Here is a 17,678-nt window from a genome sequence, read left to right as displayed (position 1 = left end):
ATGAAGATGTTATAATAATTACAATTTGATAAGGAATATTGTTTTATGTTATTAAATTATAAATTAAAATATTTGTTAAGTTTCTATAAAAAAGTTACATTTGAAGATTAATGAACATATTATTAAACTATTCTAAAACTTAAATATGGTATGATGAAAAATTACTCTGTTTATCTATTTTTAATTGCAGTTTGTTGCTGGATGGGTGTTTCTAACGCTCAGACAGTATCACAGACATATAATTCTGGGGATATCCCGACTGCATTCGACATGTATGATTCATCTTGCAATGGTCCGGTTACGCCTTTAACTGTTACGTTGCCTTCGACTGGAGGTTCGGTTTGGGAAGTTACCAGTATTGATGTGCAATATGATATGACTGCTCAAAATGATGGTTGGACATCCGATCAGATGTCTCAAATTTATTTTCAAAATGATGGTGTGTTAGAATCTTCTGTAGCTGCAGGCTCAGGTTTTGGTTCTGGTACTATTTCTTATAACAGAAATTTAAATATCGCTAATGGGTATTATTTAGCAGGAGCTGATCTTATTTTTGAAATGAGAGCTTGGAGAACTTTTGGTGATACTGCTCCTAATGATGGTTGTAATACTTTTTATAATAAGGTTGATAATGGTACTTGGACAATTACTGTGAATTATCAGTCAGCTCCAGCTTGTTCTGATGTTCAAAATGTTCAAGTGGGTAGTGAGACCTCAACCACAGTTGAAGTGAGTTGGACAGATGTAAATCCTATGCCGCCTTCTTCTTGGACTATAGAATATGGTGCGCCAGGCTTTGCGCAAGGAACTGGAACGACGGTAAATGTGACTACAAACCCTGCTACCATTAATAATTTAACTCCGGATACTGATTATGAGTTGTATATTCAAGCAGATTGCGGTGTTACCGGTACTAGTGGTTGGGTTGGTCCTATTTCTTTTGAAACTACGATTGATTGTTCTTTTGCTAATTTAGGTGTTACAAACCCTGTAGATGGAGATATTGTTTGTAAGGGTAGTGCTACATTAGAGGTCACGCCTTCGGGTAATGGTGATGAAGTTTATTGGTACGACGCTCCTTCTGGTGGAAATTTAGTAGGGATAGGAAGTACATTTACTACTCCTGAGTTGACTTCTACTACATCTTACTGGGCTTCTGAAGTCCTTCAAGGTGGATCAGGTGGAGGTAATACTCCTGAGTTAATTCATTATAAATTTGATAATGGTAGTACAATTACTAATCACGCTTTAAACCCAGTAGGTTCTAATCCTGCAACTTTAATTGGATTAAATGTAGGGGGTGCTGGTCTTTCTGGTACTGCTTTACAAGGTTCAGCGGGGTCTTCTGCGTCAAACTATGTTGATACTGGTTGGAATACAACGATTGATGGAGACTTCACTATTGCGTTTTGGACTAGTGGTGTGCCAGATAGCAATACAGCTTTGTCTTATATATTTGGTGATATTGATGCAAGTAGTTTCCGTTGCTTTACAAATGGAGTTGCTGGTACTGACAACTGGTTAATTAGAGATGGTGGTCTTGTTGATTTAGAGATGACAGGTGGTGCTGATTCTAATCCGCATATGATGCACGTTGTTTATGATGCTTCAGCAGGAACGTACACCGCTTATGTTGACGGGGTTCAAACTGATCAGCAAACAATACCTTCTACTCCGAATGTTACAGGGACTGGTTTTAAAGTTGGAGGGTACTCTTCTAGTACAGGTTTAGATGGTTTGATGGATGAATTTAGATGGTACAATAGAGCTTTAACTGCTGCAGAAGTAACAGCTACTCAAGGTGCAGTAGGTGGAGGAGTTTTATGTGAGTCTTCAAGAGTTGAGGTCCAAGCTACCGTTTCTACAACAGGTGATGTGGCAATAAGTACATTGCCTTATAATACAAGTGATGATACAGCAAATTATGGAGACCCATTCTCTGGAGCACCGGGTACAAGTTGTGGTACTACAGAAAATTACTTAAATGGTAATAATGTAGTATATCAATATACCGCTACAGATACAGAGGTGGTAGATATATTAATGTCAAATTTAAATGACTTTTATGCTGCTGTTTTTGTATATGGAAGTTGTGCAGATGTGGGGGTGACTTGTTTGGCAGGAGCTGTAGCTGGACCAAGTGATGATGATTTTGGTATTAGAGATTTCCAAATGACTGCAGGTGAAGAATATTATATTGTGGTTTCTAGTTGGTTAATACCAACCTATGATTACACCTTAGATATTATTCCATTTTCATGTTCCAACTTAGCGGCTCCGGATGCAGATTCGCCACAAGATTTTGTAACGGGAGACGAAATTGGAGATTTAGTTGTTGATACTAATCGACCTGGAGCTACATTGAATTACTATTCTGATGCTGCTGCTACTACAGTTGTTAATACGACTGATCCTTTGGTTGATGGTGTTACTTATTACGTAACACAGTCTTATGAAGGTTGTGAGAGTGCTCCTGTGGCTATTACAGTTAGCGAGATTGATTGTACTTCATTAGCGATTACAAATTCGACAGGCGATAGTGTTTCTTGTAAAGGAGAGATGACCTTAACGGCAACAGCGAGTGGTACAGGGAGTGATATATACTGGTATGATGCGGCCACGGACGGTAATTTAGTAGGTGTGGGTAATACTTTTGATACACCTGTTCTAACAAATACTACATCTTATTGGGTAACAGAGGTTTTTTATCAGAATTATAATTTGAGTCAAGCTAATGGCTTAAATGACTGGACTTATGGTTTTGGAAGTTCAAGTAACAATTATGGTATAGAGTTTACTGCAGACAAGAAATTTGTACTTTCAAGTGTAGAGGTTTTTTCTACAAGTGATGCTGGTGGTAATCTGACTGTTGAACTTTTAAATGATTCTGGGGCCGTTATCAATACTGCAGATTTCACAATGCCAAGTGGTGGTAGCGACAGTTCTCCTATACCGGTTACTTTAAATCTAAACTTTGAAATACCAAGTGCAGGAACTTACAGATTAGCAGCAGCTGATAACCCTGATTTAAAATATGAGTATGATTTTGGAAATAGTTATGTGAATTATCCTTACCAACTTGGTAATGTAGGGGAGTTAACAGCTTCTTTTAGTACATTCACTACATATGATTACTATTATTATTATTTTTATAATTGGAATGTAATAGAAGGGGAGTATACTTGTGAATCAACTCCGCGTACGGAAGTTGTAGCAACAGTTAATCAAAGTGGAGATGTTTTAGTAGATTATACAGACTTAGACTATAATACTAATGACTCTACTTCGCTTTACGGAAATAATTTCCAAGGTGATCCAGGTTCAGATTGTCCTGGTGAGGGTTATCTTGATGGTAATGAAGTAATTTATGAATATACAGCAGATCCTACAAATGACGATATTCTTCAGATTGAATTAAGCAATATAACAAACCCAAATACAGGGATGTTTATTTATTCAAGTTGTGGAGATATTGGTACTAGTTGTATTGAAGGCGGAACTAATGAAGATACACCTTTCAATATTAATATATCGGACTATTATATGACAGCAGGAGAAACTATTTATATTGTAATTTCTTCTGATAATGGCGCAACAAATTATACCTTAGATATTTTTGGGTTCGATTGTGCTAATGCTCCATTAGTAGATGTTGTATCATCCTATGATTTTGTTGCCGGAGGCGTTTTATCTGATATAAGCGTAAATACAAATGTGCATGCAACGGAATATACCTGGTATAGCGACGCTGCCTTAACAAATGAGATTACAGACCCTACCACCGAAACATTAGTCGATGGTACCACGTATTATGTAACTCAGACAATTCTAGGTTGTGAAACAGATGCTGTAGCTGTAACAGCAGTAGAATTTGATTGTACTCAGCTTTCAGTAAGTGGGTCGGAAGATCAAATAATTTGTGCTCCTGGAGGACAAGTAGATTTAAGTGCTACATCGTCTGGATCTGGAAGCGAAATTTATTGGTTTAGTTCTCAGACAGCTCCAAACCCTATTAGTGTAGGTGAAAACTTCTCTCCATCCGTATCAAGTACGACTAGTTTTTGGGTTGCAGAAGTATTTTTAAGTGAAAGTAGTGGAGATTCGGGGCCTTTGCCAAGTTATTGCTCTCCAAGTGGTTTTGGGAGTGATTGTGGTGTAGGGGATGATATTGATGATTTTATTCTTCAGAATTCCTCAGGTAATGATTTAATATCACATATAGGGACAGGTTGTACTTCTGGTGGTTATGCAGATTATACTGGAGATTCTAATTTGACGGCTACTCTGATATCTGGTCAAACTTATAATTTTAATATAACTCATAATTTCAGTAGTCAGCGAGTGAAGATTTGGATTGATTTTAATAAAGATGGAAGTTTTGACGATACGACAGAATTGCTCTATCAGTCACCTAGTGGTGCAAACCCTACTATCGGTTCAATATCTATTCCCCAAAGTGCTATTGGTAATACAACAGTTATGCGTGTTTTTGATAATTATTCTTCTTTACCTATAGATGCTTGCACTTCTAATAGTTCATTTGGAGAGGTACATGATTATAAAGTAACCGTTATAGGCGCTACTGTACTCTGTGAAAGTGATAGAGAAGAAGTGGTAGTTACTGTAAACGATCAGCCAACCGCGCCTCCTTCTACTACTGCGGTAAATCAAGATTTCTGTTCAGGAGCTACGTTGGGTGACATACAAGTAACAGGTAGTGATATTACTTGGTATGAATCTGAAACTATAGCTACTCCTTTAGCTCTTAATCAAGAAATTGAGGATGGTGCTACATATTATGTTTCTCAAACAGTAGATGCTTGTGAGAGCGAAACTCGATTAGCTATTACTGTAAGTGTTAAAGAAACAGCTGATATGCCTACCGGTGCTACCAATCAATCTTTTGGTCAAGGTGACTCTATTTTTGATTTAGTAGTTCAAGGGTATAATTTAAGATGGTATACCAGTACTGATGGGCTCATATTTAATGAAGTAAATGATCCTTCGCAAGTTATTTTAAAAGATCAGGAGACTTACTATGTAACACAGACCCCACCGGGTATGTGTGAAAGTGAAAAACTTCCTATTACTGTTCATAGAGTTCTTGATGTTAATAATCCTTTATTTAATGGATTAGAATACTATCCTAACCCTGTGGAAGTAAACTTAAATATTGCTAATAATAAGCCAATCGATGGTGTTGTAATATTTAATTTACAAGGGCAGAAAGTTTTAGAGAGTAAGCCTAATAACTCGAAAACTAAAATAGATATGTCTAGATTGGCTTCGGGAACTTATTTTGCTAAAATAACTGTAGAAGAAAATTCTACGATAGTAAAAATTATCAAAGAATAAATTATAATGAGCAATAGGAGCTTTTCCTATTGCTCATTATTTTACATCTAATTAAACTTAATATATAATGAATAAAAAAATTACTTTCAAAAGCCTGTTTGCGTTTGTTATTTGCTGTTTTGCTTTGAATAGCCTCAATGCACAGGTGTTGATTTACGAAGATTTTGAGAGCGGTGATGAATCTACGTCAGTAGGTACATTAAATGATTGGACGACCAGTATCCCTGAGTTTACTTTTACGCAGACAGATGCTTGTGTTGGTAGTCAATCTATTAGCGCTCCCTTAAATGGTGGAAATAATACATTTGTAACCTCGCCAACACAAAATGTACAAGGCGGGAATGATTTAGACATTTCTTTTCAGTACAAAGTGGTTGATGCTTCAAATGGAAATTTAATATCGGGAAATGTAGTCAATATTGAATTAGAATATTCGTTAGACGGAGGAACTACTTGGGTTAATTATGATACAATAGATCAAAACGATTTACCTACAAGTGATTGCTCAACTAATTCATTTACAATTCCGTCATCAAATTTAACTTCTACAGATACATTTACTTGGCGATTTACAGCCACAAATTTAAGTGGGGATTTATTGGTTTTCGTTGATAATTTCGCGGCAATTGAACAAGTAGGATGTATTCAACCTGTTAAAATTACTGTTGATGAATCAAGCATCTCTTTTGACGAAGCAGATATTACTTGGATAGATTTGAATAACCCAAATGCTACTGAATGGGAAATTATAGCTTGTACCTCTTCAGGTAATCCTGGTAATGGGCCTAGTGATCCAAACCGAAACCCTTTTTGTTATCCTTTTGGAGGTTCACCAGGTGGCGGTACTGGTTTAATTACTGTAACTGGAACTCCAGATCCAAATACAGGTGAAGTTAACTACACACTTACAGGTCTTGATGATGGTCAACAATACACGATTTATGTTAGAGCAGTTTGTGGTCCTAATGATAAAAGTGCTTGGCAAAGTGATTCAGATGCATTGCAATTTCAAACAATTGCAATTGGTTCATATTGTAGTGTAGCAAAAGATGTGCAAACTTTGCCTTATACTGACTTGGATCAGATGAATAGGTTTGGTTCTGATGATTATAGTGACACTCCTGGGAGTAATTGTAATTCTACTTCTCCATTATTAGATGGTTTTGAAGTGGTTTACGAGTACACCTCTCCAACAGATGATATTTTATCTATAGATCTTACAAACCTGGCAACGGGCGTGAATACTGGAGTTTTTGTATATGATGATTGTAGTGATATTGAGAATGTTTGTACAGATGGTGCAGAAACTCAAAATGGTGCAGACTTATCTTTAAATAGTGTTTTTGTGGATGCAGGTGAAACTATATACATAGTTATAGCTACTACAGATTCATCAGGTAATCCTATCAATACAAATTATCAGTTAGATATAAACGGCTTTGATTGTTCGACTTATGGTCCGCCATTAGGAAGTTCTACAATACCTTTTGTGGCCGGTCAAACTTTAGAAGATTTCACAGGATTTAGCAATGGTATTGTGACTGATCCTCATTCTGGTCCATCAATATTCCTACAATGGTATCCCGATAATAATGGAATGCCTGACTTTAATAACCCTATTGTAGATCCGACCTCTGAGATCATAACTGATCAAGATGTATATCACGTAACTCAAAATGTTGGAAACTGTGAAAGTGATTACTTAACAGTTACATTTAACGAGATTAGTTGTGATACTGATTTAGGAGGGGTTAGCGGAGCTCAAGGAGATAGTGTTTGTGAAAATGGGCAACTTACACTTTCAATAACTAAAAATCCTAGTCAATATGATGATAGTTCGGAAGTTTATTGGTTTGATTCTGCTTCTGGAGGAGAGATTGTTGGAGTAGGAGATACGTTTACAACTCCAGATCTATCTCAAACTACTTCTTATTGGGCTACAGAAGTTTTCTTGGGTCTCGGTACTATTACTGGGCAGGCTAATCCTGGTCCAGTTACTGGTTCTACTTCAAACGCAAATAATGGACTTTATATTAATGCAGAAGAAACCATTATTATTAATACTGTAGACGTGTATTCTGCTGGCAGTGGAAACATTATTATTGAAATTAAAAATCAATCTGGGACCTATAGCGAAACTATTTCAAGGTCTGTAAATGCAGGAACAACTGCTGATCCTACTTTAACTACTTTAACAATTAATAGAGAGCTTCCTGGTAATGATGATTATTATATTTATAAATCATCAGGGCCGTCGCTGCTGTATACGCCTAGTGCTAATGCTACTTTCCCTTATCCTTTAGGACCTTCAGCTAGTATAACAAGCGGAGCAACTTCAACGGGAGCTACCAATAGTAGTTATTATTATTTCTATAATTGGGATATTAAAGGTTCAACTGTATTGTGTGAAACTTCTCCAAGAGAAGAAGTAGTTGCAACAGTTTATGATATTGAACCTATTAGCGTAAGTGCAACAGACAGAATTGTTTGTGTTAATGGAACAACAGATTTAACAGCAACTAGTACTGATCCAGATTATCAATATACTTGGACCTGGAACGATTCTAGCGGAAGTAATACTGATACTGGTGCTACAATTACACCAACTATTTTAGGAAATACAACTTTTACAGTAGAAGCGTACAATCCTAATACTACTTGTAGTACAAGTGCTACCATTGATATTACTGCAAATGGAGTAGAAGATTTAGGAGTGATTCCTACTTCTGCCCAAGTTTGCTCTGATGAAATTGTACGATTAACAGCTGGGTCTGAGATTTACGATTTTAATAATGGATCAAACGGTTGGACCACTCAAAATAATAGTACAAGTCCAATAGGAAATGCTGCTGCGACTGGTTGGCAAATTGTTAATTCGCCATTTTCGCCAAATGGTTATGCTTTAGAAAATATAAGTAGTCCAGATGATTCGGACTATTATATTAGTATAGCTGATAAATTGGGCTCCGGAGGAGTTTTAGATAATTCTTTAATATCGCCATCTTTCAACTTAGTCGGTGTAGCTAGTGCAGAACTTTCGTTTGACTACCTATTCAAGGATTATACAACTTCATCGTATAGTACAAATAATGTTACTTATTTTGACGTTCTTGTTTCGGAAGATCAGGGAGCTACTTGGGAGGTTGTAGATAATAATATTCCAGGAGAATTTGATCCTGAGAATTTCCAATCACGTACGGTAGATTTAGACGAATATGCTGGTAAATCTGGTGTTATGATCGCTTTTAATTTTAATGGCTCTTGGGGTTGGTGGTTAGCAATCGATAATGTCGTGTTTAAACGTGACTTTGCAGACGGTTTTGTTTCTTGGTCTCCTACAAACGATTTATATTTTGATGATCAGGCTACAATTCCTTATGATGGTTCACCTACAAATCAAGTGTATTTTACACAATCAAATGATGGACAATACACATATACGGCAACGTTAGACTTTACAACTTGTCCAGATGTTACTACTGATATAGATATCACGGTAAGTTTTACAGATTTACCAACCACTAGTTCTACTACTCAAACATATACTACAGGTGATACTACTGGAGACTTAGATGTAACCGGAACTGATTTGAATTTTTATATTCAAAATCAAGCAGGAGAGTATGTGCCAGTGACGGTAAATTACTTGTTAGAACAGGGTACAACCTATTATGTTACTCAAACAATAAATGATTGTGAAAGTGATTATCTTGAAATCGAAGTTGAACTAGATTGTCCACAACCGACAAATCTGGAATTGATAAATAAAGAACCATCTTCAGATGGTACTTCAGCAAGTGTAGTAATTGAATGGGACGAGCCAACAGTTGTTGGGAGTGTTCAAGATTATATCTTGCAGGTGACAAATGATAATGACAATAATAATATTGTACATTCATCAACCGTTCCTCAAGGAACTAACTTTAAGGTTGTAAATAATCTTCCTGTTAATGCAGATTTAACTGCAAAAATATATTCGTTATGTGATCCAAACATTCCAGTTGAAAGTGAAGAGTCAACCTTAGGGTTTGATACTCGACAACTTAGTGCTGATTTACATGAAAATATTTCTTTATCATACTATCCAAACCCTACGAAAGACAAAGTTCATTTTGAAAACACTAATGTTATAAAGTCAATTGATGTTTATAATTTGTCAGGGCAGAAAGTAATGAATGAGAATATTGGATCAAATAGAGCTACTATATCCTTAACTGGATTAGCTTCTGGTGTTTACTTTGCATCAGTTCAATTGGAAAGTCAAAAAACAGTTGTGCGAATTGTAAAAGAGTAGATTGTTAAGTTCTTTCTTGGGTTTTAACCCAAGAAAGAACTATTTTTATATAAAATAAATTTATTATTATGACAAAAAAATTACTTTGTAAAAACAATATCAAAAAAATTGGGTTCTTAGGCTTATTTTTTATGATGAATAGTTTGTTGCTACAGGCACAAACTCCTCCTGCTCCCACGGGTAATGCAGATCAATATTTTTGTTCAGCTACAAGTTGGATGAACGGGGGATTCACCAAACCTGGTGATACCTTTGAAGAATTATATATTCAAGGTGAAAATTTAACATTTTATGATTCTAGTGGAAATGTTATTTCAAACCCTAGTTCTTATACACTAGTAGATGGAGAAACTTATGAAGTTACTCAAACAGTTTCAGGAGTTGAGAGTGCACCACTCACTATTAACGTGACAGATAGGGAATGTGGTTGTTTGAAAAACCCTGATTTTGAAACGATAGACGGGCAACCTTCTGGTGATGACTACACGTTCTATAACCAAGATGTAGATGATGGCCATAAAACCTGTAACGGGTCTACTGCTGGTTTAACATCTGTTGCAATGAGTGCGGTAGATGCCACGGCAAATAATAGCGTTGCAACTTTAGTTACTCCTGGTCCGGATCCTAATGCACCTATTAATCGAGTTAACCCGAATACTCCTAACTCACAATATGCTTTAAGAATTAATGATCCTACTTCTGGTTTAGATACTTCTCATATGGAGAAAGAATTTGTTGCAGGTGAAGTTATTTCTTTTGATTATGCATTTGTTCTTAATGATCCTGATCATGATCCAGAAAGCCAACCATATGTTAATATTGCTCTATATGATCAAAATGGAGATCTGTTTGCACAACGTTGCGTGATTTCTCAACCTTCAGATTGTATTTTAATAGAGACTTCTGGAGCATTTCTTTATTCTGAATGGTCTTGTATTAAAATTAATACTTTAGATGTTATAGGAGAAAAAGCAAGAATGGTAATTACAACTTCAGATTGCGATTTACAAGTACACCAAGGTTATTTATATGTAGATAATATGTTTGTTGGAGACAATGCGGATGCTTCTTGTCAAGATCCTGGTTTTGGATACTTAGCCATGGAAAGTGTAGAGGCGAGTGAGAGTTCATTAGATTGTGTTGTAGATGTGCAAGGTAATGCCCAAAGCTGTGGCGCAGATATTGATGCTGCTGTACCTTTCCCTATTGAAGTTTGTGGATCTGTAAAAGAGCCGGTAAGTAATAGTAATCCTGCTTCTATACAAGATTTAACCTTAGATATCACTAAAAATGGAAATTTAGTTGGTACAGTAGGTAACCCAACAATTAATGGTGATCAATTCTGCTTTACCATTAATGAAAGCGATATTAATATTCAAGATGCATACGGACCATTAGAAATTTCTACCGAAGTTAATTTTACTTTAGACTGTGGTGTGCCTTATGGAATTGTGATTTCAGATAGAGCCAACGTAGATATTTGTCCTACGGCAGGTTGTGTAGCTCCATTGTCAACTTGTGATGATACTGGTACAGGAATTGGTACTTTTGATTTAACACAAACTGCTGCTCAAATTAGAGGTACGCAATGGACTCCAGCCGATGTAGATGTTACTTATTATGAAACCGAAGATGATGCTGTTTTAGAGCAAAATGTAATAAGTGATCCAGATATATATAATAATAGTACTCCATTTAATCAGATAGTTTACGCTAGATTAGATTGGACGCCACAAGGAACCGCTACTAGCTGTTATTATATTATTCAGATTGATGTAAATGTATATAAAGATCCAGATGTTAATATTCCTTCAGAGTTAGCTTCTTGTAATTCTAATACATTTAATGTGCCTATTGTGGCCACTCCAGATAATGTGAATGAACTAACAGACGTTACATATACCTGGAAAAGGAATAATCAAATATTAGCTTTTTCAGGAAGTTATTATGAAGCTACACAGCCTGGTATATATGAGGTGACGGTTGAAGAGCAAAATTGCTCTGTTACAAAAACTGTTGAAGTACTCGCGGTGGATTATCAAGCAAAAGTTAGTGATGATAATATTGTTGAAATTTGTGGAACGAATGCAAGAGCGGATTTAGAGGTTGAAGTTATTGATAATAGTAAGAAACCTATGGATATGTCTGAAGTTACTTATCTATGGAGTACAGGACAAACTACAAAAGAGATTGAAGTTACTCAAGAAGGTAATTATTTTGTCGATGTTATGTATAAAAATTGTATACAAACTACTGCAGTAACAGTAATATTAAATAAGCAACCTGAGGTTGAAGTTGGGGAAGACCTAATCATTTGTAAAGGGCAAGATGTTACTTTGTCCGCTACTATTCAAAACTATGACGATACATCTGATTTAGAATTTAACTGGAAAAAAGACGGAACTCCAATCAATAAATCTACACAAATTATCGAGGTAAATCAACCTGGTGATTATACGGTTGAAGTTAATGAAATTGGCACTCCAGACTGTATTGGTGTAGATGAAATTAATGTTTCTAATTACGCAAATGAAAACTGTGTAATAACGCAGGGAATTTCACCTGGTAATTTAGACGGTTTTAATGATTGTTTAGATTTAACATTCTTAAATGATCGATCAGGAATTGCTAAATTAACTTTATTCAATCGTTATGGAAGAATCATATATGAAGAAACTGATTATGTAAATTCTTGGTGTGGTCAAGATCAAGATGGTAATGACTTACCAACGGGAACATATTATTATGTAATCCAATTAGACCAAAATGATCCAGTATTTGAAAACAACATAAAAGGTTGGATTTATGTTAATAGAGAGGTGAATTAAATTATAATTAAACCGCACTATGAAATTTTAAATTTTTTCATTTTCATAGTGCGGATTTTTATGATTAAAACTTACCTTTTAACCAAAATTAAAAAGCTAACAAATGAAAAAAATTTATTTTACGCTAGGATTTTTATTCTTGTTAATTTCCTTTTCAAGCTCTGCACAACAAGATCCACAATACACGCAGTATATGTACAATATGAATGTGGTAAATCCGGCTTATGCGGGATCAAAAGAACATTTGGAAGTTGGTCTTCTCTATCGGGACCAATGGTCTGGATTTGAAGGCGCTCCACGTACCTTTACTTTCTCGGCACATTCACCCGTAGGTGATAAAACCGGTTTAGGATTATCAGCAATATCCGATGAGGCTGGACCGGTTAAAGAAACAAATGTGTATGGTGATTTTTCTTATACCTTAAATTTAGGAGGAGAGCACCGTTTAGCCTTTGGTTTAAAGGCCGGGGCAACCTTTCACGATGTAGGTCTTATAGGATTAGATTTACAACAACAAAACGATGTAGCCTTTGATTCAAATGTTAACAATACTTACCTTAATATTGGAGCAGGATTTTTGTACTACACAGATAACTATTACATAGGAGTTTCGGTTCCTAATTTCTTAAACTCAAAACACCTAGATATAGATGGTCGTGAATTTGGTACAGAAGAACAGCATTATTTTGCAACTGCGGGTTATGTGTTTCAAGTGAGTGAAAATTTGAAATTTAAACCTTCAACCTTAGTGAAAGCTTCTTTTGAATCTCCATTATCGTTCGATGTAAATGCTAACTTTTTATTCTATGAGCGTTTTGAAATTGGAGCTTCTTACCGTTTAGAAGATGCAGTAAGCGGTCTGGTAAGTGTAAGAGCTACCGATTGGATGCAAATTGGATTTGCATATGACCACACCCTAACTGATATAGAAGAGCCATCGTATGAAGCATTTGTGCTGTTTGATGTATTCTTTACCAAGAAAACTTACCGTTCACCACGTTATTTCTAAATCAAAGAGAAACACATTATGAAAAAAAAATATTACTTAGTCGCACTTTTATTTACTGCTGTTAGTTTTGTAAGCTCAGCACAAAACGATGATACAAAGAAAGCCGATAAACATTTTGATAGACTTGAGTTTATTGAGGCTGTCGATGACTATAAAGATATCGTAGAAGATGGCGATGCCACTCCTTATGTATATCACAGATTGGCAGATTCTTATTATAACCTTTATAATACCAAAGAAGCCGAAATGTATTATGCCTTATATATCGATATGGCTGAAGAGGTTGAAGGGGAAGCTTATTATCGTTATGCTCAAATGTTAAAAGCAAATAAAAAATACGATAAATCAAATGAGGCAATGCAAAATTTTGTTCAAGTATCACCTCAAGATCAACGCGCTAAAGCTTTTAAGAGAAATAAAAATTATATGAATGACCTCTTGAACAGTAAAGAAAGATTTGCTGTTGAAGCTTTAGAAATCAATTCGAGTATGATTGATTTTGGTGGCTATGAGAAAGATAATAAACTTTATTTTGTTTCCGCTAGAAATAAATCGAGAAGAAATTATGGCTGGAATGGGCAACCTACTCTAGATGTGTATGTTTCAGAAATCAATGGAGAAGAGTATGGAGATCCTGAATTGATCAAAGGAGAAGTGAATACAAAATTTAATGAAGGTACGGTATGTATCAGCCCTGATGGTCAAACCATGTATTTCAGCAGGAATGATTATTTAGATGGAGACTATGAGAAGGCTTCCAATGGAGTTAACCAATTAAAGATTTACAGAGCATCATTGGTAGAAGATAAATGGGACGACCTCCAATCGGTAAGCTTTAATGATTCAGAATATTCTACAGCTCACCCAGCATTAAGTAAAGATGGGAAGACTTTATATTTTTCTAGCGATATGCCAGGAGGTTTTGGTCAATCAGATATTTACAAGGTTTCTATTAATGATGATGGTACTTTTGGAGAGCCCCAAAATTTAGGTCCACAAATTAACACTGAAGGAAGAGAGAGTTTTCCTTATATAGATGAAGAAGGGACGCTTTATTTCTCAAGTGATGGTCAATTAGGAATAGGAGGTTTAGATGTTTTTTATGCTAAACAAAACGGGAGTTCTTTCGCAGAAGTAAAAAACATTGGTCAACCGGTAAGTAGTACAGGCGATGATTTTGCTTTTACATTCAATCCGCAAACTAAAATGGGCTATGTAAGTTCAAATAGAGGCGGAGTAGAAGAGAATGTAGCGAATGATAATATTTATAGAGTGGAACAATTGGTACCAATTGAAATGATAGATATTATAGTTAAAGTTATCGATGCTGAAACTGGGGCCCCAATTTCAAATGCTGAAGTGATCAACTATGATGATCAACAAACACAGTTAGGTAAAAAAATGACTGATTCTCAAGGGAACACTAGCTTTAAACAACTACTGGCAGAAAAAGCTTATACCCTTCAAGCCAATGCAGAAGATTATGAAAGTAATTCTAAAATGATTGAAGCTGGTCAAAAAGATAAGGTTGAAATTGTTATTGAATTAATGCCAATAGAACCTATTATAGTTGAAGATGAAATAGTCTTAAACCCTATAAAGTTCGATTTCGATAAAGCTACTATCCGCCCTCAAGCAGCATTAGAATTAGATAAAGTTGTTGGAGTTATGAAGAAACATCCTGAGATGGAAATCAAAGTTGAAGCCCATACCGATAAGCGTGGTTCAGCTTCTTATAACCAACAATTATCAGAACGTCGTGCTAAAAGCACTGTAGATTATATCGTGTCTCAGGGAATCGATAAATCTCGCCTTACGTGGGAAGCTTTCGGAGAATCAAAACCTAAAGTTGATTGTGATAATTGCAGCGAAGAGGAGTTTCAAGAGAATAGACGATCTGTATTTAAAATTGTGAATAGATAAAAGCTATATTTTTTTAAAAAAGTTAAAGGTATAAGTTTTAAACTTATACCTTTTTTTTGGAAGTTAGGATATTAAATTTATTTTTACAGAATCTTTTAATAGAGAGGGGGATTTAGCTTACTTTCTTGTTTTACCAATAGAGAATATACTTTTTAATAAATAATATTACTATGAAAAGAATTATCCTATTATTGATGCTAGCAGTGGTGTCAAATGTAGTTCGCGGACAGTGTACTGTAAGTACTGGTCCAACCCTGTGTTCGGACCCTACTAATAATGTATATATAATTGACCCAACTACGGATTTTGAAATTATCTTTGAAAATTCTAGCGGGAGCCCTATAACTTTTGTAAAGTGGTCTCCCAATATATTTTTATATGTAAGTGCCAATCAGAACTTTCCACTTCCTAACAATGGGAATAATCCTACTGGTAATGTTTACTTCAATGGCAATTCACATAGTAACCCTTCTAATCCGCATCCTACCTCGGGTGCAAATATACATGATACGTATACTTATAACTATACAATTCCTGGGTCTGCGGGTTGTATAACTTCCAATGGCCAGTTAACAATAGTTACTGGAGGATTTACCTATGATGATTTCTGTAGAGGAGATGTAACAGCGTTAAATGACATTCCTTTGTTAAACTATAATAGCTCAGGAAACTTAAATTGGTATAGTGATGATACAGGTACAACTTCAATACCCGGAACCACTCAGATTCAAGGAGGGCAAACTTATTATGTAGATTTAGGAATTGCCGGTTGTTCCCAAGTGTTTCCTGTGGATATTGAATACGCTACACCAAGCCCTGAAGTGGAACTTACACAAGATTTTTGTACACAAGCCACGTGGCAAGCCGCAGGTTTTTCTAACCCTGGTGATGATTTAGGAGATATTGTTATATGTGGTAGTAATCCACAGTGGTATAGTGATGCGGCAGGAACAATGCCGATAAATAATCCTAGTAGTGTAACGCTAGCCGATGGGGATGTTTACTATATCTCCCAAGAAATAAATGGATGTGAAAGTGCACTTCTTCCGGTTACAATGACTGAAAATGAATGTGCTTGTGTTGAAAATCCAGGTATTGAAGGTGTTGATGATTATGAATTTCATAGTGAAGACTATAACTCTGTTACCTCTTGTAATATTAGTTTTGATTACACTACACCGGGGAATTTATATACAAGTATAGGAGTAAATGACGATCAATATTCTGATGTCTCATTGACGGGTCAAGGATTTATATCAGAACTTGCAAGTTCTCCCTATAATACAATTCGTTCTAGAACTAGTCCTTTTGGTTGTAGTGATAATGCTATAAGGCTTAACCAGTACGACATTGCAAACCCAGGAGGTCCAAGTGGTCAAGTTAGTGATTGGACAGGTACTACATTAGTAAAAGAATTTATTGCAGGAGAGGTCTTGACTTTTGATTTTTTATTAATGTTTAATAACCCCCCTAATCATGATTTTGCTTCTCAGCCTTCTTTAACAATTAAATTATTTGATGAAACTGGAGCTTTAGTTCAGTCACGGTGTATAGTGTCAGATCCTGAAGACTGTATTTTTACTCAAGTTCCAGGAACCACCGGTTATAATACGACCTTAGTTTCCGATTGGTCTTGCGTTAAATTAAATACTATTGAGTTGCAAGGTCAGGCCTCAAAAGTAGAAATTACGGTTACGGATTGTGACCAAGGAGGTCACTGGGGCGTGGGTTATTTTGATAATTTATATATTGGCGATGACGGTCCTAATGTCTGTTCAGATTCCGCTTTTGGTTATATGGCGGTAAACCCGATCGACCAACCAAGTGGGGATTATGAGACGTGCTCTTTATTTAGTGAGCCTGTAGATCCTAATTGTGCGCCAGCTTTGGCAGCAAACAATGTGACTTTCCCAATAGAGATTTGCGGAACGTATAGCGCCCCAACCGGAAACCCAAACGGAGGCGATGCTCCGGTAACGGATATTACGATTGACGTGGTTTCCAATGGTACGGTTGTTTATTCTGCCAGTACCTTTACCCAGCCTAGTCCTGGAGAGTTTTGTATCACGATCAACCAAAGTGATATTTCTAATCCTTATGGAGAATTTACCATTGAGGGGGAATTAGAATTCACGATGAACTGTGGAACTCCTTATAACTATTATGTTCAAGCTCAAAGTAACGGTTTTAAATTCTGCCCTGTTGCGGGTTGTCCAACACCATTTCCACCGGAATGTAATGCAGGAGGTAATCCAAATCCTATTTCTTA

General features: G+C 35.9%; 6 protein-coding genes. All 6 read left to right on the top strand.

The window, feature by feature from the left end; translation table 11 throughout:
- The first annotated feature begins 150 nt into the window (after positions 1-150).
- Positions 151-5,355 carry an Ig-like domain-containing protein gene (locus ACFFGL_RS12630; RefSeq protein WP_309730069.1) on the top strand — a complete coding sequence of 1,735 codons (5,205 nt, stop codon included), beginning with the start codon at positions 151-153 and terminating at the stop codon, positions 5,353-5,355.
- Between the two features lie 67 nt (positions 5,356-5,422).
- On the top strand, positions 5,423-9,649 hold the full coding sequence (locus ACFFGL_RS12625) for an Ig-like domain-containing protein (RefSeq protein ID WP_309730072.1): 4,227 nt from the start codon (positions 5,423-5,425) through the stop codon (positions 9,647-9,649).
- A 68-nt stretch (positions 9,650-9,717) separates the two neighbouring features.
- Complete coding sequence (locus ACFFGL_RS12620) at positions 9,718-12,477, top strand: T9SS type B sorting domain-containing protein (RefSeq protein ID WP_309730075.1); 2,760 nt, start codon at positions 9,718-9,720, stop codon at positions 12,475-12,477.
- 103 nt (positions 12,478-12,580) lie between these two features.
- Positions 12,581-13,486, top strand: coding sequence for a PorP/SprF family type IX secretion system membrane protein (locus tag ACFFGL_RS12615; RefSeq protein ID WP_309730079.1), 906 nt, complete (start codon positions 12,581-12,583; stop codon positions 13,484-13,486).
- Positions 13,487-13,504: 18 nt separating this feature from the next.
- Entirely contained in the window at positions 13,505-15,409 is a 1,905-nt protein-coding gene (locus ACFFGL_RS12610) for an OmpA family protein (RefSeq protein ID WP_309730081.1), read from the top strand.
- Between the two features lie 170 nt (positions 15,410-15,579).
- A partial coding sequence (locus ACFFGL_RS12605; protein ID WP_378928555.1) for a hypothetical protein occupies positions 15,580-17,678 on the top strand: 2,099 nt, incomplete at its 3' end.

This window comes from Mesonia maritima, from assembly GCF_042433895.1.
GTDB lineage: Bacteria > Bacteroidota > Bacteroidia > Flavobacteriales > Flavobacteriaceae > Mesonia > Mesonia maritima.
This window is presented reverse-complemented; position numbering and strand designations above follow the sequence as displayed.